At 72.8% G+C, this 26,411-nt stretch carries 24 protein-coding genes; 11 read left to right on the forward strand and 13 right to left on the reverse strand.

Annotated features, from left to right (window positions below):
* Positions 1-94: 94 nt before the first annotated feature.
* From KE274_RS04880 to pdhA, 3 genes are read right to left on the reverse strand one after another with little or no spacing between them, the layout of a single operon-like run.
* Positions 95-1,558, reverse strand: a complete 1,464-nt coding sequence (locus tag KE274_RS04880; RefSeq protein ID WP_211541512.1) for a dihydrolipoamide acetyltransferase family protein — start codon at positions 1,556-1,558, stop codon at positions 95-97.
* A complete protein-coding gene (locus KE274_RS04885; protein ID WP_211541513.1) occupies positions 1,555-2,589 on the reverse strand; it encodes an alpha-ketoacid dehydrogenase subunit beta in 1,035 nt (344 codons plus the stop codon). The genes KE274_RS04880 and KE274_RS04885 overlap by 4 nt, the downstream gene beginning before the upstream one ends.
* Positions 2,586-3,704 (reverse strand): pyruvate dehydrogenase (acetyl-transferring) E1 component subunit alpha, encoded by a 1,119-nt coding sequence (pdhA, locus tag KE274_RS04890; protein ID WP_211541514.1) that lies wholly within the window; start codon positions 3,702-3,704, stop codon positions 2,586-2,588. Before pdhA ends, KE274_RS04885 begins: the two co-directional genes overlap by 4 nt.
* Positions 3,705-3,854: 150 nt before the next feature.
* Between pdhA and KE274_RS04895 the strand changes: the two genes are divergently transcribed.
* From KE274_RS04895 to KE274_RS04910, 4 genes are all read left to right on the forward strand, one after another.
* Positions 3,855-4,292 (forward strand): Lrp/AsnC family transcriptional regulator, encoded by a 438-nt coding sequence (locus KE274_RS04895; protein ID WP_211541515.1) that lies wholly within the window; start codon positions 3,855-3,857, stop codon positions 4,290-4,292.
* 113 nt (positions 4,293-4,405) lie between these two features.
* Positions 4,406-5,992: an HNH endonuclease signature motif containing protein gene (locus KE274_RS04900; RefSeq protein ID WP_211541516.1), complete on the forward strand. Its 1,587-nt coding sequence runs from the start codon at positions 4,406-4,408 to the stop codon at positions 5,990-5,992.
* 159 nt (positions 5,993-6,151) lie between these two features.
* Positions 6,152-7,630, forward strand: coding sequence for an aldehyde dehydrogenase family protein (locus tag KE274_RS04905; protein ID WP_249185839.1), 1,479 nt, complete (start codon positions 6,152-6,154; stop codon positions 7,628-7,630).
* Positions 7,631-7,692: 62 nt separating this feature from the next.
* Positions 7,693-9,159 carry a GMC family oxidoreductase gene (locus KE274_RS04910; protein ID WP_211541699.1) on the forward strand — a complete coding sequence of 489 codons (1,467 nt, stop codon included), beginning with the start codon at positions 7,693-7,695 and terminating at the stop codon, positions 9,157-9,159.
* Positions 9,160-9,173: 14 nt separating this feature from the next.
* Here the strand turns inward: KE274_RS04910 and KE274_RS04915 are convergent, their stop codons facing one another.
* Positions 9,174-9,785 carry a TetR/AcrR family transcriptional regulator gene (locus KE274_RS04915; RefSeq protein WP_211541517.1) on the reverse strand — a complete coding sequence of 204 codons (612 nt, stop codon included), beginning with the start codon at positions 9,783-9,785 and terminating at the stop codon, positions 9,174-9,176.
* Positions 9,786-9,935: 150 nt separating this feature from the next.
* Between KE274_RS04915 and KE274_RS04920 the strand changes: the two genes are divergently transcribed.
* Genes KE274_RS04920 through KE274_RS04940 form a run of 5 tightly spaced genes read left to right on the forward strand, consistent with a single transcriptional unit; the run spans position 9,936 to position 15,665 of the window.
* Positions 9,936-10,943: an ABC transporter substrate-binding protein gene (locus tag KE274_RS04920; protein ID WP_211541518.1), complete on the forward strand. Its 1,008-nt coding sequence runs from the start codon at positions 9,936-9,938 to the stop codon at positions 10,941-10,943.
* A gap of 5 nt (positions 10,944-10,948) precedes the next feature.
* Positions 10,949-11,728, forward strand: a complete 780-nt coding sequence (locus KE274_RS04925) for an ABC transporter permease (protein WP_211541519.1) — start codon at positions 10,949-10,951, stop codon at positions 11,726-11,728.
* Positions 11,728-12,564, forward strand: coding sequence for an ABC transporter permease (locus KE274_RS04930; protein ID WP_211541520.1), 837 nt, complete (start codon positions 11,728-11,730; stop codon positions 12,562-12,564). Before KE274_RS04925 ends, KE274_RS04930 begins: the two co-directional genes overlap by 1 nt.
* Entirely contained in the window at positions 12,561-13,349 is a 789-nt protein-coding gene (locus KE274_RS04935) for an ABC transporter ATP-binding protein (RefSeq protein WP_211541521.1), read from the forward strand. The genes KE274_RS04930 and KE274_RS04935 overlap by 4 nt, the downstream gene beginning before the upstream one ends.
* The gene (locus KE274_RS04940) at positions 13,350-15,665 is read left to right on the forward strand and encodes an arylsulfatase (protein WP_211541522.1); all 2,316 of its coding nucleotides are present in this window, start codon (positions 13,350-13,352) and stop codon (positions 15,663-15,665) included.
* Between the two features lie 100 nt (positions 15,666-15,765).
* On the opposite strand, the gene KE274_RS04945 is transcribed toward KE274_RS04940, so the two are convergent.
* From KE274_RS04945 to KE274_RS04965, 5 genes are read right to left on the reverse strand one after another with little or no spacing between them, the layout of a single operon-like run.
* Entirely contained in the window at positions 15,766-16,152 is a 387-nt protein-coding gene (locus KE274_RS04945) for a DUF202 domain-containing protein (protein WP_307872150.1), read from the reverse strand.
* A gap of 13 nt (positions 16,153-16,165) precedes the next feature.
* Positions 16,166-16,522 carry a YidH family protein gene (locus tag KE274_RS04950; RefSeq protein ID WP_211541523.1) on the reverse strand — a complete coding sequence of 119 codons (357 nt, stop codon included), beginning with the start codon at positions 16,520-16,522 and terminating at the stop codon, positions 16,166-16,168.
* A 28-nt stretch (positions 16,523-16,550) separates the two neighbouring features.
* Positions 16,551-18,194 (reverse strand): amidohydrolase, encoded by a 1,644-nt coding sequence (locus KE274_RS04955; RefSeq protein ID WP_211541524.1) that lies wholly within the window; start codon positions 18,192-18,194, stop codon positions 16,551-16,553.
* A 1-nt stretch (position 18,195) separates the two neighbouring features.
* Positions 18,196-19,038, reverse strand: a complete 843-nt coding sequence (locus tag KE274_RS04960; RefSeq protein WP_211541525.1) for a molybdenum cofactor biosynthesis F family protein — start codon at positions 19,036-19,038, stop codon at positions 18,196-18,198.
* A 37-nt stretch (positions 19,039-19,075) separates the two neighbouring features.
* Positions 19,076-20,530 carry an APC family permease gene (locus KE274_RS04965; protein WP_211541526.1) on the reverse strand — a complete coding sequence of 485 codons (1,455 nt, stop codon included), beginning with the start codon at positions 20,528-20,530 and terminating at the stop codon, positions 19,076-19,078.
* A gap of 242 nt (positions 20,531-20,772) precedes the next feature.
* Between KE274_RS04965 and KE274_RS04970 the strand changes: the two genes are divergently transcribed.
* Entirely contained in the window at positions 20,773-21,534 is a 762-nt protein-coding gene (locus KE274_RS04970) for an SDR family NAD(P)-dependent oxidoreductase (RefSeq protein WP_211541527.1), read from the forward strand.
* 56 nt (positions 21,535-21,590) lie between these two features.
* On the forward strand, positions 21,591-22,406 hold the full coding sequence (locus tag KE274_RS04975) for an SDR family NAD(P)-dependent oxidoreductase (protein ID WP_211541528.1): 816 nt from the start codon (positions 21,591-21,593) through the stop codon (positions 22,404-22,406).
* Positions 22,407-22,421: 15 nt separating this feature from the next.
* Here the strand turns inward: KE274_RS04975 and KE274_RS04980 are convergent, their stop codons facing one another.
* The 4 genes from KE274_RS04980 to KE274_RS04995 are packed head-to-tail and all read right to left on the reverse strand — an operon-like array spanning position 22,422 to position 26,409.
* Entirely contained in the window at positions 22,422-23,072 is a 651-nt protein-coding gene (locus KE274_RS04980; protein ID WP_211541529.1) for an HAD-IA family hydrolase, read from the reverse strand.
* Positions 23,073-23,100: 28 nt separating this feature from the next.
* Positions 23,101-23,793, reverse strand: a complete 693-nt coding sequence (locus tag KE274_RS04985; protein WP_211541530.1) for an ABC transporter ATP-binding protein — start codon at positions 23,791-23,793, stop codon at positions 23,101-23,103.
* Entirely contained in the window at positions 23,790-25,562 is a 1,773-nt protein-coding gene (locus tag KE274_RS04990; protein ID WP_211541531.1) for a branched-chain amino acid ABC transporter ATP-binding protein/permease, read from the reverse strand. The genes KE274_RS04985 and KE274_RS04990 overlap by 4 nt, the downstream gene beginning before the upstream one ends.
* Positions 25,549-26,409, reverse strand: a complete 861-nt coding sequence (locus KE274_RS04995; protein ID WP_211541532.1) for a branched-chain amino acid ABC transporter permease — start codon at positions 26,407-26,409, stop codon at positions 25,549-25,551. Before KE274_RS04995 ends, KE274_RS04990 begins: the two co-directional genes overlap by 14 nt.
* Positions 26,410-26,411: the final 2 nt, after the last annotated feature.

Raw genomic sequence — 26,411 nt, forward strand, 5'->3', positions numbered from 1 at the left:
GGGACGCCGCCGATTACTTACCGAATGATCGGTCAGTAATCGCCGAGCGTAGCGCATCGCGCGCTCCGCCACGAGAGTTCGACGCGAACCGGGCTCACACCCTCCCGAACGCGCGCAGCGGATGCTCGATCAGCTCGGTCACCCGGCGCAGGAACCCGGCCGCGTAGCCGCCGTCGCACACCCGGTGGTCGAAGACGAGCGACAGCTGCGCGATGCGCCGGGGCACGATCGCGCCCTCCACGACCCACGGCCGTTCGATGATCCGGCCGATGCCGAGGATCGCGACGTCGGGGTGGTTGATGATCGCCGCCGAGCCGTCGACCCCCAGGCCGCCGTAGTTATTGAGCGTGAAGGTCGAGCCGCGCAGGCGCTCCGGCGGCATGGTGCCCGCACGTGCCGTGGCCGTCAGCTCCCGCAGTGCCGCGTCGAGCTGCGCGACCGTCAGCGCGTGCGCCGACGGCACGACCGGCACGAGCAGGCCGCGCTCCGTGTCGGCTGCGACGCCCAGGTTGACCCCGCCGAACGAGATCAGCTCCGCGCCGTCGTCGCTCAGGCGCGACGCGAGGACGGGGTAGTCCTCCAGGGCGAGCAGCACGAACCGCGCCAGCAGCGCCGTGATCGACGGGGCCTTCTCGCCCTCGGGGGCCATCTGCCCGCGGAGGTCCCACAGCGCGGTGGCGTCCACGTCGACCCACACCGTGGCCTCGGGGATCTCGGAGCGACTGCGGGCGAGCTTGGCGCTCACGGTGCGGCGCAGCGGCGACAGGCGCTCACGCGACAGCACCGGCAGTCCGTCCAGTTCTCCCTGCGCGGAGGCCGGAGAACCGGGGGCCGCAGCGGCGGTGGCCGGGGCGGGGGCGTGGGCGCGGTGGTGCGCGGCGACCCCGTCGACCGCGTGGTCGACCGCGGCCCGCAGAACGTCTGCACGGGTGATCGCGCCGTCGGCCCCGGTCGCGGTGATCGCGTGGACGTCGAGCCCGAGGTCGCGAGCCAGGCGGCGCACCAGGGGCGACCGCACGGCCACGGGGCGGCGCGGAGACGCGGAAGCGGGGTCCGGGGCGGGGGTGCCGGGCGCAGCGGGCACGGATGCGGCGGCGGGCGCGGGCGATGCGGCAGCGGGGGTCGCGGGGGATCCCGCGGAGGGGACGCTGCGCGCAGGACGGCGGCGGCCCGTGGTGCGGGCACCCGAGGTGCCGTAGCCGATCAGCACGTTGCCGGAGCCCGCGCGTTCCTCCTGCCGGTACGCCTCGTGCTCGGGCTCTGCGCCCACGGGCGCGTCGCCGGTCACGGTTCCCGCGTCGGGATCGGCCACCTCCAGCACGGGCGCGCCCACGTCGATCGTGTCGCCGGGGGTGCCGTGCAGCGCCGTGACGACGCCCGCGAACGGCGAGGGCAGCTCCACCACGCTCTTCGCGGTCTCGACCTCCGCGATGGCCTGATCGGTCGCGATCGTGTCGCCCACCGCGACGAGCCACTGCACCAGCCCGGCCTCGGTCAGCCCCTCGCCCAGATCGGGGAGACGGAACACGCGCGTGGCGGTGCGGACCGGGGTGCTCATACGTCGTCCTCCCAGTGCAGCGTGTCGATCGCGTCGAGCACGCGGTCGACGTCGGGCAGATACCAGTGCTCGAACTTCGGCGGGGCGTACGGGGTGTCGAACCCGGTCACGCGGCGCACGGGCGCGGCGAGGTACTCGAAGCACCGCTCGAACACCCGCGCCTGGATCTCCGACGCGACGCTCACGAAGCCCGGTGCCTCGGCGATCACGACCGCTCGCCCGGTGGAGCGCACCGCCGCCGTGACGGTCGCGTCGTCGAAGGGCGACAGCGACCGCACGTCCACCACCTGCACGCTGCGTCCCTCGGCCGCGGCGACCTCCGCGGCCTCCAGCGCGAGCGGCACCGAGGCGCCGTAGGCCAGGAGCGTGACGTCGGTGCCGTCGCGGGCGATGCGCGCAGCACCTATCTCCGCGGTCACCGCGGTGTCGACCTCGCCCTTGCTCCAGTACAGCTTCTTCGGCTCGAGGAACACCACGGGGTCGGGCGAGGCGATCGCGGCGCGCAGCAGGGAGTACGCGTCCTGCGGCGTCGAGGGACTGACCACCGTGAGCCCCGGCGTGTGGGCGTAGTAAGCCTCGGACGAGTCGCAGTGGTGCTCGACCCCGCCGATGCCGCCGCCGAACGGGATCCGGATCACGAGCGGCATCCGCAACCCGCCGCGCGTGCGGTTGCCGAGCTTCGCGACGTGGCTGACGATCTGCTCGAACGCGGGCAGGGCGAACGCGTCGAACTGCATCTCCACGACGGGGCGCAGGCCGTTCATCGCCATGCCCACCGCGGTGCCGATGATGCCGGACTCCGCGAGGGGCGTGTCGAAGCAGCGCTCCTCGCCGAAGCGGGCCGTGAGGCCGTCGGTGATGCGGAACACGCCGCCCAGCGCTCCCACGTCCTCGCCGAACACGACCACGTCGGGGTCGGCGGCGAGGGCGTCGGCGAGGGCGAGGTTGAGTGCCGCGGCCATCGTCATGGTGGCCGGCGTCGGTGTGTCTTCGGCGGCGGCGGGGCGGGTGTCGTGCTCGGCGATGCTCATGCGGGGGCTCCGTTCGTGGGGGTGCCCGCGTCGGCGAGCCGGCTGCGCTCGATCTCGTCGCGCAGCAGGTGCCACTGCTCGTCGAGCTGCGGCGAGTGGGTCGCGGTCACGTGGCGGAACAGGTCTTCCGGGTCGAGGTCGGCCTCGGTGTTGAGGGCGTCGCGCATGGCGGCGGCGATCTCCTCGGCGCCGGCCGCGAAGCGCTCCTGCGTCTCGTCGTCGAGCGCGCCGCTCGCGGTGAGATGGGCGCGCAGGCGGAGGAGCGGATCCCGCGCGGTCCACGCCTGCACCTCCTCGCGCTCGCGGTAGCGGGTGTCGTCGTCGGCGTTGGTGTGCGCCTGCATGCGGTAGGTGTGGGCCTCGACGAGCGAGGGGCCGCCGCCCGCGCGCGCTCTGTCGACGGCCTCGGTCAGCACCGCGAGCACCGCGGCGACGTCGTTGCCGTCGACCCGCTGCCCTGGCATGCCGTAGCCGATCGCCTTGTGCGCGAGCGAGGGGGCGGCGGTCTGGCGGGACAGCGGCACCGAGATCGCGAACTCGTTGTTCTGCACGAAGAACACGACGGGCACGTGGAACACGGCGGCGAAGTTCATCGCCTCGTGGAAGTCGCCCTCGCTCGTGGCGCCGTCGCCGCACAGCGCCAGCACGACCGTGTCCTCGCCGCGGTGCTTGGCGGCCTGCGCGAAGCCCACGGCGTGCAGCAGCTGCGTGGCGAGCGGGGTCGCCTGAGGGGCCACGCGGTGCGCGCGCACGTCGTACCCGGAGTGCCAGTCGCCCTGCAGGAGCACCAGCGCCTCGGCCGGTGCGACACCGCGGGCGATCACGGCGACCGAGTCGCGGTAGGTGGGGAAGAGCCAGTCGTGGTCGTCGAGCGCGAGGGCGGCGGCCACCTGGCACGCCTCCTGGCCGTGGGAGGAGGGGTAGACGGCGAGGCGACCCTGGCGCACCAGGGCGTTGGCCTGCTCGTTGATGCGCCGGCCTTCGACGAGCCCGCGGTAGGCGGTGAGGAGCGTGTCGCGATCCGGCAGGACATAGGTCTCGTCGGGCACGGGCGTGCCGTCTTCCGCGATCAGTTGTACCGCGGTGTCTCGCGGCAGCAGGTCCGTGTGCAGCATCGTCCGCCTCCCTCGCCGAACTCGATGAGGACAGCATGCCTCCGGGGCGACAGTCATCCAAGAACGTGCGAGGAATCGTGGACGTTTGCTCTCCGGTTGCGCTTCCAGCGACCAAAATGTCAGGATTCAGGACGGGAGAAGGGGGTGCCGATGACGGCCCTGGATGACACGGATCGCGCGATCCTCGCCGAGCTCCGCCGCGACGCGCGCGCCTCGATGACCGCGATCGCCGACGCCGTGCACATCTCGCGCGCCGGGGCGCACGCGCGCATCAAGCGGCTGACCGATGCGGGCGTGATCACGGGGTACACGGTGCGCACGGACCCCGTGCTGCTCGGCCACCACGCGAGCGCCTACGTGACGCTCGCGATCGAGCAGGCGACCTGGCAGGACGTGCGCGCCCGGCTGCGTGCCATCCCGGAGATCGAGCACATCGCGCTCGTCGGCGGCGACTTCGACGTGTTGCTGCTCGTGCGGGCCAACGATGCCCGCGACCTCCGCCGCATCGTGCTGGAGGACATCCAGGCCATCCCGTCGATCCGCTCGACCCGCACGATCCTGATCTTCGAGGACGACGACCGCGCCTGAGCCGTTCGGCTGTGCGTGCGGCGGGTCGCCTGTGCGTTCTCCATGCCAGAATATCCGTCTGAGCAGTCCTTTTCCGGCTCGGAATGTCGGTGGCCCCGCGTTGACTGGCGGGCATGAACACCTCCGCGATCCCCGCCCTGTCCGAGGCCGTCGCCGGTCTCGACGCGGTGTTGCATGCGGGGGACATCGCCGTGCTGTCACCGGCCGACACCATGACGCTGCTGCGCGTCGCTGGCGAGGTGCAGCGCCGCGTGGAGGCGGTGGTCGTCGAGGCCGTCGCCGGTGTCGATCCGCGCCCGGCGGGCTCGGGTGAGCCGGCGTTCTGCGGCCGGTTCGGGTGCCGCTCGATGAGTGAGCTGCTCCAGCGGGTGCTCCGGGTCGATGCCGCCGGTGCGGCCAGGGTGGTGAAGGCGGCGCGACTCGTGCGGCGGGAGGTCGACCTCTCGAGCGGGGAGTGGTTGCCGGCGCGCTGGCCGGAGTTGCGCGAGGCGCTGCTCGACGGCGCCATCGGGGTGTCCGGGCTGCTGGCGGCGACCGGTCCGGTGGAACAGGCCGGCGGGCGGGTGTCGCTCGCCGATCGCTGGGCGGCAGACGCCCGGTTGGCCGTCTGTGCGCGCGGGCTCGCGCTGGGCGACGGTGCCGAGAACGGGGACGGCGCGGGTGTGAGGGACGACTCCGCCGCCGAGAGGGGCGCCGCCGAGGCGGACGGGTGTCCGCCTGCGACGCCGGAAGACCTGCGGGTGCTGGCGCAAGTGATCGTGCAGTATCTCGACCCGGACGGGGCCGAGCCCGCGGAAGACATCGCGATGCGCGCGCGGGGGATCGCCCTGGGGCGAGCGAAAGACGGCGTGATCCCGGTTCGCGGGGCTCTTCTCCCCGAGGTCGCGGGTCAGCTGCAGCGCATCTGGGACGCGTACTTGAATCCGAAGGCCGAGGGGCCTCCGCACCCCGGTGTCCGCTTCACTGCAGGTGACGGGCCGGAGGACGCGGACGGTGCGGCCGCGCGCGGGGTCGGGTGGCGGGGAGCGCTGTCACCGGAAGATCCCGACGTCTTGCCGTCGGGTGATGCGGGCGGGATGGTCGACGGGCGGACGCGCGCGCAGAAGCAGCACGACGCCCTGGCGGCGGCGCTCGGCATCGCCGCCCGACACGACGAGATGCCCAGGCTGGGCGGAGCCGCCCCCACACTCGTCGTCACGGTTCGGGCGGAGGACTACCGATCCGGGCGCGGGTGGGCGCAGGTCGAGGGAACCGAGACGCCGGTGTCGACCCGCGTGGCGGCGCACACGGCGTGCGGCGGGACGGTGCAGCGGGTGGTGCGGGGCGACGGTGGCAGGATCGTCGAGCTGGGTTCGAGTGACCGCATCTTCACGGTCGCGCAACGCCGGGCGATCGGGCTGAGGGATCGCGAGTGCCTGATCCCGGGCTGTCACGTCCCCGCCGCGTGGTGCGAGATCCATCACGTCGTGGAGCACGCCCGCGGTGGCCCGACGCACACCGACAACGGTGTCGCCCTGTGCTGGCATCACCATCGCACGCTCGACACGTCGGGCTGGCAGATCCGCATGAACGCCGGAAGACCGCAGGTGCGCGGGCCCGCGTGGTGGGACCCCGCGCGACGATGGCGGAACCCCATGCCCGCCTTTGCGTTGCACCCCGGTCGGCCCGCGCCGCCGCGGCCGTCGCAACGCAGTGCCTGAGCACCGGCGCCTGAGCACCGGCGCCTGAGCGATCCCTTCGCACTGGGACATCTGCGGCGCGCTCCGCGACAAGTCGCCCGCGAGGGGCCGACCGACAATGGGAAGACGACCGGCGGACCCACGCCGCCGTGCAGCGTCACGCTCGAAGGAGAGTCATCGATGTCCGATTCCGCCGTTCCCGTCGCCGTCGACTCGGGATCCACCGAATCCGCCGCTTCCGCAGCCGCCGCGCTGCTCGACCGCATCCAGGCGCCCGAGGGGTCGGGCCGGGAGATCCCGGACGCCGCCACCAGGGAGATCATCGGTCGCGCTCCCGTCGCCACCGTCACCGAACTCGACGACGCGATCGCCAGGGCCAAGGCCGCACAGCCCGCGTGGGAGGCCCTCGGTCACGAGAAGCGCAGCGCCCTGCTGCTCGCCGCGGCCGACGCGATCGACGCCAACGCGGAAGGCCTCGCCTACCTGCTGTCGCGTGAACAGGGCAAGCCGCTCAACGGCCCCAACGCCCGCTTCGAACTCGGCGCGTGCTCGGCGTGGCTGCGCACCAACGCCACCACCGTCCTGGAGCCGCAGGTGCTGGTCGACGACGAGACCCTGCACGCCGAACTCGTGTACAAGGCCGCGGGCGTGGTCGGCGCGATCGGCCCGTGGAACTGGCCCCTCATGATCACGATCTGGCAGATCGGGCCGTCGCTGCGGATGGGCAACACGGTCGTCGCGAAGCCCAGCGAATACACGCCGCTGAGCGTGCTCGCGCTGCTGTCGGTCATGAACGAGGTGCTCCCCGCCGACGTGCTGATCGGCATCTCGGGCGACCGCGAGGTGGGCGCCCGCCTCGCCTCCCATCCCGACATCGACAAGATCATGTTCACCGGCTCCACCGCCACCGGCCGCCGCATCATCGAGAGCTCCGCCGGCAACCTCGCCCGCCTCACGCTCGAGCTCGGCGGCAACGACGCCGGCATCGTGCTGCCCGGCACCGACGCCGCCGCGATCGCCGAGGACCTGTTCTGGGGCGCGTTCATCAACACCGGCCAGACCTGTGCGGCGATGAAGCGCCTCTACGTGCACGACTCGGTGTACGACGACGTGGTCGACGCGCTCGCCGCCATCGCCGCGCAGGTGCCGATGGGCAACGGGCTCGACGAGGGCAACGTGCTCGGACCCCTGCAGAACCGCCCGCAGTTCGACATCGTCAGCCGCCTCGTCGACGACGCCAGGAGCCGCGGCGCCCGCATCGTCACGGGTGGCGAGCCCGCCGCCGAGCTGGGCGAGCTGTTCTACCGTCCCACGATCGTCGCCGATATCGACAACGACGCCGCGCTCGTACAGGAGGAGCAGTTCGGGCCCGCGCTGCCGGTCATCCGCTACAGCGACGTGGACGAGGCGTTCGAGCTCGCGAACGCGGTCGACGTGGGCCTCGGGGCCTCGGTGTGGTCGAGCGACCCGGAGGCCGCGCGCGCCGCCGCCTCGCGCATGCAGTCCGGCACCGTGTGGATCAACTCGCACGGCGGGCTGCACCCCATGGTGCCGTTCGGTGGCGTCAAGAGCTCCGGCTACGGCCTGGAGTTCGGTGTCGAAGGGCTCAAGTCGGTCGCGGTCACCCAGGTGGTGTCCGGCCCCGGGCGCAAGGCCTGACCGTGGCAGCGGAGAACGCCGCCGCGACCGAGAACACAGCCCCGGCGGAGCATGGCGGGCGCGTGCGGTCGGTCGTGGTCGTCGGCGCCGGCACGTCCGGTGCGATCGTCGCCCGGCGGCTGAGCGACGCGGGGGTCGCGGTCACGCTGATCGAGGCGGGCGGCTACGACACCAACCCGGCCATCCACGACCCGTCGCGCGCGGGGGAGCTGTGGCACTCCGCGGAGGACTGGGACTTCTTCACCGTGCCCCAGCCCCACGCGGGCGGGCGCCGCCTGCACCTGCCGCGCGGCAAGGTCACCGGCGGCTCGCACGCGCTCAACGCGATGATCTGGGTGCGCGGCGCCGCCTCCGACTACGACCGGTGGGCGGCCGCGGGCGCGACGGGGTGGGGGTGGACCGACGTCGAACCCGTGTTCACCGCGATCGAGAACGACCTGCTCCCGGTCACCGACGACTACCCGCTCTCGCCCATCCAGGCGTCGATCATCGACGCCGCGGTGCAGGAGGGCCTGCCGCACAACCCGAACTACAACGGCGGCACGCTCGACGGTGTCTCCCAGGAGCAGGTGACCATGCGCGACGGTCGCCGCGTGAACACGTGGACCGCATACGCGCAGCCCGTGGCCGAGCGGCTGGAGATCCTGACCGGCCGCGAGGTGCACTCGGTGATCGTGCGCGACGGCCGCGCCGTCGGCGTGCGGCTGGGCGAGGGGGACGACACGGAGGAGGTGCTCGCCGACGAGGTCGTCCTCGCGGCGGGCGCGATCGGCTCCCCGGTGATCCTGCTGCGCTCCGGCATCGGCCCGGCCGCGCAGCTGGAGGAACTCGGTATCCCCGTGGTGCTCGACGCGCCGGGCGTCGGAGCGAACCTGCACGACCACCTGCTGTCGCCCGTGATCTTCACCACGGAGAAGAAGCCGGTCGGCCCTCCGCAGCCCGGGGTCTCGGTGACCCAGAGCCACCTGTTCTGGCGCAGCCGCGAGGGCCTCGCCGAACCCGACACGCAGCCGATCCACTTCTCCGTGCCGATGTGGGGCGAGCTGGAACCGCGCGGGAACGACGGCTTCACGCTCATGGCGGGACTCGTTACGCCGCACAGCCGCGGATCGCTGCGGCTGACCGGCACCGGGCTCGCCGACCCGCCCGCGATCGACCTCGCCGCCCTGGAAGACGACCGCGACGCGGCCGCGCTCGCCGCATCCGTGCGGCAGTGCCGTCGCATCGGCGCCCGCCCCGCGCTCGCGGAGGAATGGGGGGCGACCGAGGTCTACCCTGGCCCCGACGTGGCGGACGCCGACGTGGAGGACTGGGTGCGGCGCACCGCCATCACCTACCACCACCAGGTCGGCACGTGCCGCATGGGCACCGACGACGCGGCCGTGGTGGACCCGCAGCTGCGTGTGCGGGGCATCGAGGGCCTGCGCGTGATCGACGCCTCGGTCATGCCGACCGTGCCGACCGGCAACACCAACGCGCCGGCGGCCATGATCGGCGAGCGTGGCGCACGCTTCGTCCTGGCGGGCTAGGACGCGGCGTGCGATCAGGGGGAGGGCGGGGTGGCTGGGCGGCGCAGCGTCGACAGCAGTGCGTCGAGCGCGTCGTTCAGCCGTCCGTCCCCCGCCGAGTCCGGCATCAGCACGGAGATCATCTGCCACCCGGCGTTGCGCGAGGCGATCTCGTTGACCGCGGTCTCGATGTCCACATGATCGGCGAGCTCGCCGTCCTCGCGCGCCTCCACCAGGCACTGGCGGAACAGGTCTCGCCAGTGGAGGTTGTTCACGCGGTGGATGCGGGTGACCTCCTCGTCCTGCGAGGCGTGGTCCCAGAAGGCGATCACGACCTTGGCGTACAGCGGCCCATTGGGGCTGTAGGGGAGGATCTCGCGGCACATGCGCTCCAGGGCCTCGAGCCCGCGCACACCCTCGATGCGCGCGTGGATGCGGTCGTTCGCGAGCGTGTAGAGGCGCAGGAACGCCGCGGTGAGCACGCTGCGCTTGTCGGGGAAGTAGCGGGCGATCGCACCGTGTGCGTATCCGGCCTCCGTCGCGATCTCGCGCATCGTGAGGTTGTCGAACCCCACCCGGATGATGACCTGCGTGGCCGCGTCGGCGATGTGGTTGCGGCGTTCGTCGTGGTCGACGATCTTCGGCATCGAGATCCCCCTTGTGCTCCGCGGGCGTTTTCCTGCGGTTTTTAGTCACCAATTGGTGACCAATGTAACGCGATCGTAACCCAATATCGGCAAGGCATGACTACGCTTTTTAAAATCACCAACCGGTGACTAACTCGAAGAGGAGTTTCCATGAACATCCATCGACTCACCCGTCGGGCGGCCGGCGTCGCGGCGGCCGCGGGAGTGCTCGCCCTGGCGGCCTGCTCCTCGACCTCCCCCGCCGACACCACCCCCGGCGCCGACGGCGAACTGACCACCCTCACCGTCGCGACTATCGGCCTCGTCTCCGACGGCGCCCTGATGCTGGGCCAGGAACAGGGCTTCTTCGAAGACGAGGGCCTGCGCCTGCAGACCTCGGTCGTCGCGAACCCGCCCGCCGGACTCGCGGCGGCGCAGAGCGGCCAGGTCGACATCGCCTACGCCCCCAGCATCCCGCTGCTCAACGCGCTCGCCAGCGGCGTGCCGCTCCGGGTCGTCGCCCCCGCCGACGGCTACATCGACGGCGCAGCCGCAGCCGAAGACCCCGCCGAGGTCGACGACACCGGGCTCTACGCCTCCGCCGCGAGCGGCATCACCGACCTGGAGGACCTGGAGGGCGCGACCATCGCGATCCCCGCCCGCAAGGCGCAGCTCGAGGTCGTGATCTCCGACGCGCTCGACCGCGCGGGCGTCGACCCCGCCTCGGTCGAGTGGGTCGTGCTCGACTTCACCTCTGCGGTCGCCGCGCTCGGCAGCGGCACGGTCGACGCCGCGGGACTCGTCAGCCCCTTCACGGGGGAGGCTGCTGCGGCCGGGGCGACGTTCGTGACCGCGCCGTCGGTCGGCTTCTTCGAGGAGGGCGCGGTCGGGCTGTGGACCACCGGCGAGAGCACGCTGAACGGCAAGGCCGAGGCCATCGCCGCGTTCCAGCGGGCCGTGGCCAAGAGCAACGCCTACGCCAACGAGCACCCGGAGGACGCGATCCAGGCCGGCATCGACGCCACCGGCTCCACGCTCTCCGTCGCCGACGTGAAACTGCCGTTCTGGCCCGCCGAGGTGGCCCCCGTCGACCTCGACCGCGTGAACGAGAAGCTCGTGAAGCTCGGCTTCCTGCCCTCGCCGGTCGACCTCGAGGGCGTCGTCGTCGCGGCGAAGTGAGCGTCATGACCCGTTCCCCCCTCGTCCCCCCGCTCGTCGGAGCCGCCGGCGTCGTCGCGGCGCTGGCGCTCTGGGAGTGGTCGGCCACCGCCGGCCCGCTCTCCGGTTCGCCGCTGCCGCCCGCGACCGCCGCGCTCGCCGAGGCCGCGCGCCTGCTCGGCACCCCGGCGACCTGGACCGCTCTGGGCGACACGCTCGCGATGGCGCTGACCGGGCTCGTGCTCGCGATCGTGTGCGGCGTGGTGCTCGGCGTCGCGATCGGCACCTCGCCCCTCGCGATGCACGCCACCCGCGTGCCGCTGGAGTTCCTCAAGCCCATCCCGCCGATCGTGATCCTGCCCGTCGTGGTGCTCGTGCTCGGGCCCACCCTGGGCATGGGCGTCTTCCTGGTGTTCTTCGGCTGCGTGATCGCGATCGCCGTGCAGGCCTCGGCCGGCGTGTTCGACACCGACCCCGTGGCCACCGCCACCGGGCGCTCCTACGGCATGGGTCGCGCCGAGGTGCTGGGGCGCATCGTGCTCCCGAGCGCCCTGCCGTACATCGGCACCGCCGTCCGCGTCGCCGCGCCCACGTCGCTCGTGGTGGCCGTGGTCGCCGGGCTCCTCGGCGGCGGGCCCGGCCTCGGTCAGAGCCTGCTGCTGTCGCAGATCACGGGCAACCAGCCCCAGCTGTTCGCCTACGTCCTGATCCTCGGTGTGCTCGGCCTGCTCGTGCAGGGGCTCAGCCAGTGGGGCGAGCGGCGGCTGCTGCACTGGCACCCGCAGTACCGGAAGCAGGTCGTGTGATGACGCTGACCACCTCGATCCAGACCCCCTCGCGCCTGGCACGGCGCCGCGGGAGGAGCGGCCTCCCGCGGGGCGTGCTCGTCGGCGCCGAGATCGCCGTGCCCGTGCTGCTGCTCGCGCTGTGGTGGGTCGCCTCCGCGGCCTCCACCAACGCGTTCTTCCCGCCGCTGCAGACCATCCTCCAGCGGCTCTGGCAGCTCGCGCAGACCCCGGCGTTCCTGCTCGACGTCGCGTCGTCGGTGGGCAATCTCGCGCTGTCGTTCCTGCTCGCCTGCGTGATCGGCGTGCTGCTCGGGCTCGTGCTCGGCCTCATCCGGCCGCTCAGCTGGTTCGTCGAGCCGACCGTGCACTTCTTCCGCGCGATCCCGCCCGTCGCCCTCGTGCCGATCTTCGTCTCCCTGATCGGCTTCGGCACCGAGACCCGCATCCTCTCGATCACGCTCGCCGCGGTGTTCCCCATCCTCATCTCCACGATCGACGGGGTACGGGCGGGGGAGCCGACGCTCGACATGGTGAGCCGCGTCTACCGGCTCACCGGACCGGAGCGCCTGTTCGCCGTGATGCTCCCCGCCGCGGGACCCCGCATCCTGTCGGGCATGCAGGTGAGTCTCATCACGGCGTTCGTCGTGATGATCGCGAGCGAGATGCTCGGCTCGTCCACCGGCCTGGGCGCGGCGACCCTGCTCGCGCAGCAGTCGTTCGCGATCCCCGACATGTGGGCGGGCATCCTCGTGCTCGGCATCATCGGCTACGCCGCCACCGCTCTGTTCACCCTCTTCCGGCGCCGCGTGCTGCGCTGGTACATCGCCTCCCAGCAACAGGAGAAGAACGCATGACCACCATCGACAGCGCCCCCGTGCGCCTCAGCGTCGAGGGCCTCGCCAAGTCGTACCCCACCCGCAACGGCCCCGTGCCGGTGATCGCCGACCTCACGTTCGACGTGCGCGCCGGCGAGGTGTGCTGCATCGTCGGGCCGTCCGGCATCGGCAAGACCACGCTGCTGAAGTGCCTCACCGGGCTCCAGGGCATCACCGCGGGTCGCGCCGCGATCGACGGGGTGCCCATCGACGGTCCGCCGCAGGAGATGGCGTTGGTGTTCCAGGAGTACACGCGCTCGCTCATGCCGTGGCTCACGGTGCAGAAGAACGTGCGACTGCCGCTGAAGCACCTGCGCCTGCCCGCCGCCGAGCGCGAGGAGCGGATCACCGCGGCGCTCGCGGCCGTGGGACTCACCGGCGCCGAGGGCAAGTACCCGTGGCAGCTGTCCGGCGGCATGCAGCAGCGCGTCGCGATCGCCCGCGCGATCGCCTACCGCCCGGAGGTGCTCGTGATGGACGAGCCGTTCGCCTCGGTCGACGCCCAGACCCGGTTCGAGCTGGAGGACCTGTGCCTGCGCATCCGCGACCGGTTCGGCATGACGATCGTGATCGTCACGCACGACATCGACGAGGCCGTGTACCTGTCCGACCGGGTCGTGGTGCTGGGGGAGCGGCCGGCCAGGGTCACCGAGATCATCGACGTCGACTTCGGCGGTCAGCGCGACCAGCTCACCACGCGGGCGCTGCCCGCGTTCGCCGAGCTGCGCACGCGCATCTTCGAGCTGATCCGGAGGGCGGGCTGAATGGCGCACGCGGACGAGGCTCGCGGCTACGAGCGCTTCGAGGGCACGGCGGCGGAGTTCACGTCGGACTCCGAACCGTGGTGGCCCGAACCCCGGCGGCCCCGGGAGGGCGCACCGAACGTGATCGTGATGCTGATCGACGACCTGGGGTTCAGCGACCTCGGCCCGTTCGGCTCGGAGATCGACACCCCGCACATCGACGCCCTCGCGGCGGACGGCTGGGTGTTCACCAACTACCGCACCGCGCCGATGTGCTCGCCCGCGCGCGCGGCCCTGCTCACCGGGCTCAACCCGCACCGCGCGGGCTTCGGCTTCGTGGCGCACGTGGATCCGGGGTACCCGGGCTTCTCGTGCGAGCTGCCCGCCGCAGCGCCCACGCTCGCGGAGTCGCTGCGGGCGGGCGGTTACGCGACCTTCATGGTGGGCAAGTGGCACCTGACGCTCGAGTCGCGGCTGCACGACGGCGCCGACCGCAGCACGTGGCCGCTGCAGCGCGGATTCGACCGCTACTTCGGCAGCATGGACGGCTTCACGTCGCTGCACCATCCGCACCGCCTCGTGCAGGACAACTCGGTGGTGGACGTGCGGGAGTTCCCCGACGGCTTCTTCCTGACCGACGAGCTGACCGACCGCGCGATCGGGATGATCGACGACCTGCGGGTGAACGAGCCGGACCGACCGTTCTTCCTCTACTACGCGCACACCTCGGTGCACGGGCCGATCCAGGCGAAGGACGCCGACATCGAGAAGTACCGCGGCCGCTACGAGGCCGGGTGGCAGGCGCTGCGCGCGCAGCGGTTCGCCAGGCAGCGGGAGCGCGGCATCGTCCCGCCGCACGCCGCGCTGCCCGCCGACGCTATCGCCGACGGCGCGGACATCCCCGAATGGGACGAGCTGAGCGCCGAGGAGCAGCGGCTGTTCGCGCGGCACATGGAGGTGTACGCGGCCGCGGTGGACGAGATCGACCAGAGCGTCGGCCGGCTGCTCGACCGCCTCGACCGCAGCGGAGAGCGCGACAACACGATCGTGGTGATCGCGAGCGACAACGGCGGCACGGCGGAGGGCGGCCCCACCGGCACCCGCAGCTACTTCGCCCAGTTCGGGTCGCACGGCGGGATGCCGGACGACTGGGTGCGCGACGTGCCGCGCGACGTGGACGACATCGGCGGCCCGCGCGTGTTCGGGCAGTACCCGACCGGGTGGGCGCGCGTGTCGAACACGCCGTTCCGCTCGTTCAAGGCCACCACCTACGAGGGCGGGGTGCACGCGCCGCTGATCGTCTCGTGGCCCGACGCCCCGCTCACCGGCGGGCTGCGCGACCAGTTCGTGTTCGTGTCCGATCTGGCGCCCACGATCCTGGAGCTGTGCGGCGTCGCCCCGCTGACCGAACGCCACGGCCAGCCGGCGCTCGCGATGGACGGCGGCAGCATCGCGCCCGTGCTCGCCGACCCCGCCGCCGAGGGCCGCGAGGCGCAGTACTTCGAGTGCGTCGGCCGCCGCGCGATCGTGGAGGGCGACTGGAAGGCGCTGTCGACCGTGCCGCCGCGCAAGGACGAGGGGCCCGAGGGCGGGGTGTGGGAGCTGTACGACCTCGCCGCCGATCCCACCGAGACGCGCGACGTGGCGGCCCTGCACCCCGGGCGCGTGCGGGCCATGGCGGCGCGCTGGCACGCGGAGGCGTGGCGCAACACCGTGTTCCCGCTCGACGACGAGGGGGCGCTGTTCCGGCTGCGGCCCGACACCGAGGAGCCCCTGTCGGCTCCGGTGGACCTCATCCCGTTCCGCCCGCCGCTCGAGCGGTTCCGGTCGTCGAAGCTCACGGTGCTGCGGTCGTTCGCGGTCGAGGTGGAGCTCGACGCGGGCGCGCACACGGAGGGCGTGATCGTGGCGCACGGCGACCAGGGCGGGGGCTACCTGCTCGCGCTCGACGGGGGTGCTCCGCTGCTGGCGTACAACGCCTACGGCGTGATGCACCGCGACCGCGGGACGCCGCTCGACCCCGGGCCGCACACGCTCGTGCTCCGCGTGGACGAGCTGGCAGGGCTGCGCTGGCGCCTGACGCTCGAGGTGGACGGCGCGCAGGCCGCCCGGATCGACGCGGTGCCGATGCTGCTGGGCATGGCGCCGTTCACGGGCATCAGCGTGGGCTACGACTACGGCGGCCCGGTCGACTGGGAGCTGCACGAGGCCCACCGTTCGTACCCGTTCCGTGGCGGGCAGCTGCGGCGCGTGCGCTACGTGCCGGGCGCGCGCTCGGCGCACGACGCGACCGAGCTGCGCGCGGTCGGGAAGGCCGTGCTCGCGGTGGCCGACTGAGCGGCCGCCGACCGAGGCCGCGCCCCGGCCGGCGCCGACGTCTGAGGGGTCGTCGGCACCGGCCGTGGCGTGTCCGCGCAGGAACCGGACGACCGCGGCGTCAGGCCGTGAGCCGGGCGACCGCGACGAGCACGAGCGCCACGAGCCCGAATCCGGCGCCGAACACCGTGAGCACGAGCGGCAGCCCGCCGCCCGGCAGGGGACCGGCCGCCCGGGCGGTGAGCACCGCGGTCGTGCGCACCTGGCGGCGACGGGCGGCGACCCACAGCACCGCGGCCGTGGCCACCCCCAGCACTCCCGGCGCGAAGCCCCATGCCTCGGCCGCGGACGGCAGCATCGCCGGGAAGACCCGCAGCGACAGCAGTGACCCGATCGCGATCGCGAGGGCCGTGCGCCGCCACGCGAGCTCGGTGCGCTCCGGTTGCAGCCCGGGATCGTACAGGCGCTCGGGTTCCGGCTCCTCGGCCGCGGCGGGGCGACGCCTCACGGCCGCGCTCCCGTCAGCGCCACAGCACTCCCGCGAGCACGAGCAGCCCCACCGTGACCACCACGGCCGCGAGGAGCACGGCCGAGAACGCGCCGGGGAGCGGGCGGGCCTGCCGCAGCGCCCGTTCGGCCCGCATCCACTCCGCCCACGCCAGGGGCACCACGGCGGTGCCGGCCACGATCAGCAGCAGCGAGGCCGCGAGGCGGAAACCGGGGTGCAGGTCGAGCCCCAGCACCTCCAGCGCCACGCCACCGGCGATCAGCGCGAGACCGGTGCGGGTCCAGGCCAGGAACGTGCGCTCGTTCGCGAGCGAGAACCGCGGATCGGGCTCCTCGCCCACGCGGTACACGGAGGCGGGGAAGCGGCGCATGGCCTCATGGTAGCGGCGCACCGGGTGCTCAGCGCTCGTGTACCGCGCGCCCGGCGAACCAGGTCGACACGACCTCGGTGTGCACGATCTCGTCTGCGGGGCCCGCGATCGCATCGCGCTCGAGCACCACGAAGTCCGCGGACTTGCCCGGAGCGAGCGAGCCCGTCTCCGCACCGAGGCCCATCGCGGTGGCGGCGTTGATCGTGAACACCTCCAGCGCCTCCTCGGCCGTGATCGCCTGCTCCGGCCACAGCGTGCCTGGGGCACGACCGAGCGGATCGGCGCGCGTCACCAGACCCTGCAGGCCCTCGAGGGTGTTCGGCGACTCGCTCACCGGCCAGTCCGAGCCGCCGGCCACCAGCGCGCCCTCGTCGAGCAGGGTGCGGTTGGGCTGCGAGTGCTCCGCCCGCTCGCCGAGCACGTCGGCCAGCGCCTGCGGGATCACGCCCGGGTACCAGATGAACGGCGAGATGTCCGCGGACACGTCCAGTGCCGCGAGCCGGGGGATGTCGCTCGGCGCGAGGAACTGTCCGTGCGCGATCTGTACCGGCGTGGTGAACCCGTCCGCCCGCAGCCGCTCCGTCGCGTCCAGCACCAGGCGCGCCGAGCCGTCGCCCGTGCAGTGCACCTTCGCGCCCAGCCCCCGCGCGGCCACGGTGCGCAGCCAGTCGGTGAGCTCGTCCAACGTCATGGTGGTCTCGCCGTGGAAGTGCGCGCCGTGCACCGGGTCGGCCGGGTACGGGTCGAGGAACGACGCGGTGCGCGCGGGCGGCACGCCGTCGAGGAAGATCTTCACGAAGTCGGGGCGGTGGTGCGGCGTGCGGAACTCCTCGCCGCGGTCGAGCAGCGGCGAGCCGATCGGGTCGAAGCCGAAGATCTCGTCGTTGATGAGCAGCGACGACACCACCCACGCGTGCAGCTCGTCCGCGCGGTCGAGCCCGGCGAGCGCGGCCAGGATGTCGACCGACACCCCCGCGTCCTGGAACGCGGTGATGCCGAACGAGTTGAGCAGTTCCACCCCGCGGCGCGAGGCGGCGGCGTGCTGCTCCGGGGTGAGCCCGCCGCTGCGGTCGTACGCCTCCTGCACCGGGATGCCCGCGGCCTCCAGCAGCACGCCGGTCGGGGTGCCGTCGTCGGGGTCGAGCAGCGTGACCCCGGAGGCGGGGACGCGGTCGGCGGTGATGCCCGCGAGCTCCAGGGCCCTGGTGCTCGCCCAGCGGTTGTGCCGCGAGTCCTCCATGAGCGCGACGGGTCGCCCGCCCGCGGCCTCGTCGAGCCGCTTCCGCGTGGCCGTGTTCGCCAGGGTCGGCAGCAGCGTGGTGGCCACGGCGCCGCCGACGATCCACGCGTCCTCGGGCAGCGTCGCCGCCTTCTCCCGCACCCGGTCGAGGATCTCGTCGAGCGTGAGCGACGGCGCCAGCGACAGCTCGAACAGGTCGGTGCGGCCCGCGAGCGCGTGGTGGTTGTGCACGTCGACGAAGCCCGGATAGACCGCGGCGTCGCCGACGTCGAGCAGCCGCGTGCGTCGTCCGCGCAGCGCCTCGACGTCGGCGCGGTCGCCCACCGCGACCAGGCGTCCGTCGCGCACCGCGAACGCCTCCGCGCGCGGGTTCGTCCTGTCGGCCGTGCGGATCGTGGCACCGGTGACGATGAGGTCGGCGACGTCCGTCATGTCAGGCGTCCCCGAACGTCGCCGGCTCGAGCTCCGGCGTGTGCAGCGTGGTGGACAGCAGGCGTCCGTGCGCGCCGAACGTGAAGTGGGTCGGCACCTCGCCCGTCTCGTCCAGGCCGAACAGCACGCCGTGCGAGCGGATCGCGTTCGCGTCGCGGTGGTCGGCGATGGTGACGGAGGCGCACGGGATCACCTTCTCCCGCCACGCGAACACGTAGATGCCCGGGCGCACCTGCCACACGCTGTTCTCGTCCGTGTCGGCGAGCCCGCGCTCGGGGCCCGCGAGGCACTGCCACGAGTACCACCGCGGCGACAGGTACACGTGCTCGTAGGCGTGCTCCTCGCTGTACACCCACTCCACGCGGCGCCCGATCAGGGTCGTGGTGGGGGCCGCCTCGGCTCCCGTCACGGTGAAGCCCTCGAGCTCGCCCGGTGCGAAGTGGTGCTGCACGCGCGTGCGGCCCTGCTCCGGCGCGGGCAGGATGTCGGAGATCACGGCCAGCGTGCGGCCGTGGCGCAGGTCGAGGATGAGCGACACGGCCTCGTTCGGCAGGTAGCGGTGGTGGAACTGCACGAAGTACAGCTCGTCGTCCACCTCGAACGCCTCGTAGTCGTCGGTGTCGGAGAACGCCTCGGTCGGGTCGTCGGCGCCCGGCCGGTAGTCCCACTCCACGGTGGTGTCGGCGAAGCGGTGCACGATGCGGGTGCCGCGGCCGTCGACCACGGTGAGCTCGCGTCCGCTCAGCGCCGTGCTGTGCGGGGCCTTGTTCGCGTCGAAGCCGGGGGCGAGACCCTCCAGCGGCAGCCAGGTGGAGGTGTCGGCGGGGTTCAGCGTGGTGGTCATGGGGTTCCTTCCTTCGGAGGCGGACGGTGGGGGAGGGTCAGCGGTCGCTGAACCGCTCCAGGTCGGTCGCGAGGCCGTCGTACACGGCGGGCTTCGCGCGGCGCAGGTAGGCGGCGTACACGATGCCGCCGATCAGGGCGAGCACCAGCAGCAGCGGCATCAGGCGGATCGCGAGCTCCTCCGAGCCGGCCACGATGTTGAAGTTCACGATGGCGAGGACCGAGATCGCGGCGATGCCGAGGAAGCCGATGCCCGGCGCGATGAACGTGCTCCACCAGCGCTGGTCGCCCCTGCGGCGGAAGTAGACCACGATCGAGATCGCGGCCAGCCCCTGCAGGATCAGCACGCTCAGGGTGCCGAAGCCGAGCATGGCTGGTACGAGCGTGAGGATGGGGTCGGCGCCGGCGATCGCGAACAGGATCGCCACGACGCCCGCGAACCCGGCTTGCACGATGCCCGCGAGCTGCGGGGCGCCGTTGGGGCGCGTGCGGGCGAGCGCCTGCGGCAGGATGCGTGCGCGGCCGAGCGAGTACAGGTAGCGCGTGGCGGAGTTGTGGAACGCGAGCATGGCCGCGAACAGGCTCACCAGCAGCAGCACCATCATCACGGTCGTGAGCGGGCCGCCCAGGTACTGCTGCGACAGCGAGAAGATGAGGTCGCCCGTGGGCAGGTGCTCCAGCGCGGTGGCCTGCGCCTGCGCCACGCCGGTCGCGCTCACGACCGCCCACGTGGTGACGCCGAGGATCACGCCGATCGCGATGATCGAGGTGTAGGTGGCGCGGGGGATGGTGCGCAGCGGCTGCTTGGCCTCCTCGCTGAACAGCGCCGTCGCCTCGAAGCCGAGGAAGCCGGTGGCCGCGAGCAGCAGGCCGATCGGCAGCGAGCCGGAGAACACGGCCTCGGGGCTGAACGCCGACACGTCGTACCCGGTCTGCACCAGCACGGAGATGTCGAACACGACCAGCATCAGCACCTCCAGCACCAGGCACACGCCCAGCACCTTGGAACTGAAGTCCACGCCGATCCGGGCGAGCACGAAGCACACCACGATCGACAGCAGACCCCACACCAGCCAGTTCACGTCGAGCCCGGTGAGGTCGCGGATGATCGTCTGCATGAAGAAGCCGCTCGTGCCGATCGTGCCGACCACGAAGAAGTTGTAGCCGAGCGTCGCGATGAGCCCGGCGATCAGGCCGCCCGTGCGGCCCAGGCCCTTCACGACGAAGGCGTAGAAGCCGCCCGCGTTGACCAGCTGCTTCGACATCTGGGCGTAGCCCACCGCGAACAGCAGCAGGATCGCCGCGACGAGGAAGAACGACATGGGGGTTCCGCCGCCGTTGCCCAGTGCGATCGCCAGCGATGCGACCACCACGATCCCGGTCAGCGGAGCGACCGCGGCCAGGACGAGGAAGACGATGCCGGCGACGCCGAGGGCGCCCGGTCGGAGGGAGGTGTGGTGCGGCGTCGTGGACGCGGACAGCTGCTCTGCCACGTCGGCTCCTTTGCTCGGTGACGGCCGTGCGGACACGGCATCGACGACGAGGGGAATCGTCGATAGAGCGAGTCTGCTGCCCGGCCGGCCGCGGCGCTTGACCGTGAGCGAAGGACGATGGTGCCACGGTGCACACCCGCCCCGGCGCCGTTCTTCGCCCGGCGGCGGGGGAGCAGGATGACCGGGACGACACCGCCGCCGTCCCCCGCGCACCGCCGGGGCCCGGCGGCAGGGAGGACGACATGGATCTGCGGCTCGACGGCACCACGGCCCTCGTCACGGGCGCCGGCAGCGGCATCGGCCGCGCGGTCGCGCACGCGCTCGCCGCGGAGGGGGTGCGCGTGGCCCTGCTCGACCGCGACGCCGCCGCCGTCCGCGGCACGGTCGCCGGACTCCGCGCCGCCGGGCACGCCGACGCCGTGGCGGTGGTGGCCGATGTCGTGCGCGAGGAGCAGGTGCGCGACGCCGTGACGACCGCGGTCGCGACGCTCGGCCGGCTCGATGCGGTGGTGTGCTGCGCCGGGATCTCCGGCCCGGTGGGCACGGCCGTGGAGGACACGACCCTCACGGACTGGAACACCGTCTTCGCGGTGAACGTGACGGGGCCGTTCCTCGTGCTCAAGCACGCGCTGCCCGCCCTGCGGGCCGCGGAGACCGCGGCGGTCGTGCTGCTCGCGAGCGACTCGGCCGTCGTGGCCTCGCCCGGCATGGCCCCGTACTGCGCGTCGAAGGCCGCACTGGTGCAGTTCGGCCGGGCGCTGTCGGTCGACCTCGCCGGCACCGGCATCCGGGTCAACGCGGTCGCGCCCTCCGTGGTGGACACACCCCTGAGCCGCGGCGACCTCGGAGCGGACGCGTTCGACGATCCCGCCTTCCCGGTGCAGACCGCCGAGGAGGTGGCCGCGCACGTGACGTACCTGGTGTCGCCGCGCAGCCGCCCGGTCAACGGCGCCACGCTGCTGAGCGACTTCGGCTACACCGCCCGTTCGGGTTTCCCCGCCTGACGCGACCGCGTCCGGCCCCGCGGCGCCCCGCGCCAGAACACACAACAGGAGCACACATGGCAACCGTGGTCGGATCGAGCGTCTCCGGACGCGTCGTGGTCATCACCGGAGGCGGCACGGGCATCGGCGCCGCGGTCGCGGAGCGCTTCGCGGCCGAGGGCGCCCACGTGGTGGTCGTGGGGCGCCGGCCGGAGCCGCTGCACGAGGTGGAACGGGCGGTGGGCGCCGTGCCGATCGTGGCCGACGCCGCCGACACGGCCTCCGCGAAGGCCGCGGTCGCCGAGGTGCTGGCGCGCTTCGGCCGCATCGACGTGCTGGTCGCGAACGCGGGCGGCCACGGCTTCTCGCCCGTGGCCGAGACCGACGACGCGAGCTGGGAGGCCGCGATCCGCGCGAACCTCACGACCGCGTTCACGATGGCACGCGAGGCGCTTCCCGCGCTGATCGAGGCGAAGGGGCAGATCGTGGTGGTGTCGTCGCTGGCCGGGCTGTTCGCGGGGCCCTCGGTCGCCGGGTACACGGTCGGCAAGCACGCGCTGATCGGCCTGACGCGCACGCTCGCCCGCGACTACGGGCGACACGGCGTGCGCGTGAACGCGATCTGCCCCGGCTGGGTGCAGACACCCATGGCCGACGAGGAGATGGACGAGTTCGCGTCGCACGCGGGACTCGGGTCGCGCGAGGAGGGGTATGCGACGGTCACGGCCGACGTGCCGCTGCGGCGTCCGGCCCGTCCCGCCGAGATCGCCTCGGTCGTGCGGTTCCTCGGCTCGGGGGAGTCGTCGTACATCACGGGCGCGGTGATCGTGGCCGACGGCGGCTCGCACGTGGTCGACGTGCCCACGATCGCGTTCGATCACGCCGGCATGTGACCGGCGCGTCCCGCGTCAGCCGATCCTGATCTCGAACCCCTCGTCCGTGGGGGCGATCGCGACCTGCGTGAGGTCGTCCACGTGCACGGTCGGGGCGTGGGCCGTGGCGTGACGGCCCACGCCCACCACGCGCATGCCCGCGGCGTGCGCGGCCTGGATGCCCGCACCGGAGTCCTCGAACACGACGCAGTCGGCCGGGTCGACGCCGAGCGTGCGCGCCGCCAGCAGGAACCCCTCCGGGTCGGGCTTGGAGGCGGAGACGTTCTCGGCCGTCACCGCGAGCGCGGGCAGCGTCAGCCCGGCCGCCCCCATCCGGGCGGTCATGAGTGCCACGTCGGCCGACGTGACGATCGCGTGCGGGTGCTCGCGCAGGGCCGCCAGCAGCGCATCGGCGCCGGGGATCGCGACGACCCCCTCCACGTCCTGCGCCTCGGTCGCGAGCATGAGCTCGTTCTCGCGGAGGTTGATGGCGTGGTCGCGCTCCGGGAGCATGATCGCCATGCTCTGGTGGCCCTGGCGGCCGTGCACCACGCTCAGCACCGTCTCGGGGTCGATCCCGTGCGGCTCCGCCCACGCGAGCCACAGCCGCTCCACGACGGCGGTCGAGTCGACGAGGGTGCCGTCCATGTCGAGCAGGACGGCGCGGGCGCGGAGGGTCTCGGTCATCCGTTCAGGCTAACCCCCGCCGCCGCCCTCAGCCGCCCAGGTAGGCGCGGTGCAGCAGCTCGGGATCGTCCTGCAGCGTCTGCGGTGCGCCCTGGAACGACACCCGTCCGCCCGCGACGACCACGGCCTCGTTCGCGAGCCCGAGCGCCAGCTGGGTGAACTGCTCCACCAGCAGCACGCCCACCCCGGACTGCGCGATCGACTGCACGATCGGCATGAGCCGCAGGAACACCACGGGGGCGAGCCCGAGCGACATCTCGTCGATCAGCAGCACGTGCGGCTTCGCGGCGAACGCGCGCGCCAGCACCACCATCTGCTGCTCGCCGCCCGACAGCAGCGCGGTCGGGGCGTCGATGCGCTTCTCCAGCTCGGGGAACTGTGCCAGCACGGCGTCGATCTCGCCCGCGGTGCGCGCCGTGAGCGACAGGTTCTCGCGCACCGTGAGCGACGGGAACACGGCCCGCCCCTGCTCGATGTGCACGATGCCGCGCCGCGCACGGGCCACGCGCGACAGCCTGTCGATCGGCTCGCCGTCGAGCGTGATCGTGCCGGCCGAGTGCGGGGTCACGCCGGACACCGACTCGATCAGGCTGGTCTTGCCCGCGCCGTTCGGTCCCACCAGCGCCAGCACCTCGCCGCCGCCGACCCGCAGCGACACGTCCGAGATCACCGGTCCGGCGCCGCGGCTCACCGTGACGCCGTCGAGCACGAGTTCGCTCATGTCAGCAGCTCCGTCTCTCCCATGTACGCCTTGACGACGTCGGGGTTCGCGAGGACCTCCGCCTGCGGTCCGCTCGCCAGCACGCGCCCGAAGTCGAGCACCGTGAGGGTCGGGCACACCGAGCGGACCAGGTCGAGGTCGTGTTCGATGATGATGAGCGCGACGCCGTAGCGCGCCGGCAGCTCCCGCAGGCGCGCGGCCAGGGCCAGGTGCTCCTCGTGCGACAGCCCGGCGGCGGGCTCGTCGAGGATCAGCAGGCGCGGGCGGGCGGCCACGTTCGCGGCGACCTCCACGAGCCGCCGCGTCCCCACGTCCACGCTCGACAGGCGGGCGCGCGCGGGCGGGCAGCCGAAGAAGGCCAGTACCTCGTCGATGTCGGCCGCGGCGAGCCGGCGCCGCGCGACGAAGCGCACGTAGCCGCCGACCGTGAGCGCGGGCGGCACGCGGTCCTGCTGGAACGTGCGACGCAGTCCGAGGCGGGCGCGGCGGGTGGGGGAGAGCCCGGCGAGGTCGCGGTCGCCGAGCAGCACGCGGCCGTCGTGCTGGGGAAGGAAGCCGCTGATTGCGTCGACGAAGGTCGACTTGCCCGCGCCGTTGGGCCCGATCAGGCCCATGATCGACGCGGCGGGCACCTGCAGCGACACGTCGTCCAGCGCCTTCAGGGCGCCGAACCGCACGGTGAGCCCCTCGACCGTCAGCACGGGCGCGCCGTCGAGCGCCGCCTCGTCCACGGTGGCCGTGGTGGTCGTGGTGATGGCCGCCGCGTCCGCGGTCGCGTCCGGAGGCAGGGCCGACAGCTCCGCGTTCCTGGTGCGACGGTCGGCGCGGCGGTACAGGAGGTTGCGGATGCCCTGGCCCAGGTTCGTGCCGCTGGTGAGAGCCTGCACGCCCAGCACGCCGAACACCACGAAGCCCCAGTCCTGCGGCACCCCCCAGCGCTTGAGCAGCTCGGGCACCAGCACCCACAGGATCCCGCCGAAGATGGCCATGTCGATCAGGTGCGCCCCCGACATGATGGCCAGCACGTACAGCGCGAGCGACTGCAGCGGGGTGAAGCTCGACGCGAACGGCAGCTGCACCTGCCCGGCCAGCAGCCCGCCCGAGATGCCGCCGAGCGCCGCCGAGACCGCGAACGCCGTGAGCTTGGCCGTGCGCACGCTCTGCCCCGCGGCCGCCGTGCCGCGCTCGGAGAACGCCACGGCCTTCCAGCTGGCACCCCAGCGGCCGCGCTGGAGGAAGAACACCGCGAGCCCGCACACCGCGAGCACCACGATCGAGAGGAAGAAGAACTGCCGGTCGTTGGAGAACAGGCCCGGCCGCTCGACCGCGATGCCGTCGGCCGAACCGGGGAACTGGATCTGCACGAGCGTGACATCGGCGGCCGCGGCGAACCCGAGCGTCACCACCGCGAGGTTCACGCCCCGCAGTCGCAGCGCCGGCAGCCCGACGAGGATGCCCACGAGCCCTGCGGCGACGCCCCCGAGCACGAGCCACACCAGGAACCCGCCGGGGGCCTGCATCACGTTCAGCAGCGACACGATCCACGCGCCGACCGCGGCGAACGTGAGCTGGCACAGCGCGATCATCCCGGCGGAGCCGGTCACGATGCCGAGGCCGAGGATCGCGATGGCCGCGGTCACGGCGCTGATCGCGAGGAAGACGAAGTAGCCGGGCAGGGCAGCGCTGAGGATGGCGCCGGCGCCGATACCGACGGCGGCCACGGCGAACGGCCAGGTGAGACGGAACCAGGGGCGGTCAGCGAGCGGCATCCCACACCTCCTTGCGCTGCGTCCAGAGCAGCAGGACGACGATGAACAGGAACGGGAGGAAGTTGCGCACGAGCGCGACCTCGTCGATCTGGGCGACGAGTCCGCCGAGCACGCCGAGCACGAGGCCGCCGACGACGGCGAGGTCGAGGCGACGGAATCCGCCGAGCAGGGCGGCCGCGGCCGCGGGCACGATGAGCATCGACAGGCTGGTCGCGTCGTTGGACTGCGACGGCGCGACGATGATGATCGCGATGGCGCTGATCACGCCGGTCACGAACCACACCGCGATCGACAGCGGCCGCGAGCGGATGCCCAGCAGCTCGGCCGTGGTGGGGCGCTCCGACAGGGCGCGCAGCTGGGTGCCCACGCGGGTGCGGCGCAGCACGAGCCGTACGAGCAGCGCGGTCACCACGGCCATCGCCACGGTCGCGACGGTGACCTGGCTGATCACGACGCCGCCGAGCGAGAACGCGGGGCCGGCGATGATGGGCGTGAACGGCTGCGGCTTGTTGCCGAACAGGATGAACGACAGCGAGATCAGCAGCAGCAGCGGACCCACGGTCATGGCGGAGCGGGTCGTGGTGGACGCCTCCGACAGCCAGGTCGCGGCGATGAAGCCGATGGCCGCGGCGAGCAGCCCGGCCACCAGCACGCCGAGGACCGAGCCGAGCCAGATCGGCAGCCCGAGCTCGCGCACGAACCACACAGCGGTGAACGCGCCGAACATCCCGGTCGCGGCCTGCGCGAAGTTCACGACCCGGACGAGCCGGGACATCAGGGTGAGGCATACGCCGAGCACGGCGTAGAGGCCGCCGGCGGCGAGTCCGGCGATGGCGCCTTGCAGCATCA

Origin of the sequence: Microbacterium paraoxydans (genome assembly GCF_018224615.1) — a bacterium.
Taxonomy (GTDB): domain Bacteria; phylum Actinomycetota; class Actinomycetes; order Actinomycetales; family Microbacteriaceae; genus Microbacterium; species Microbacterium paraoxydans_B.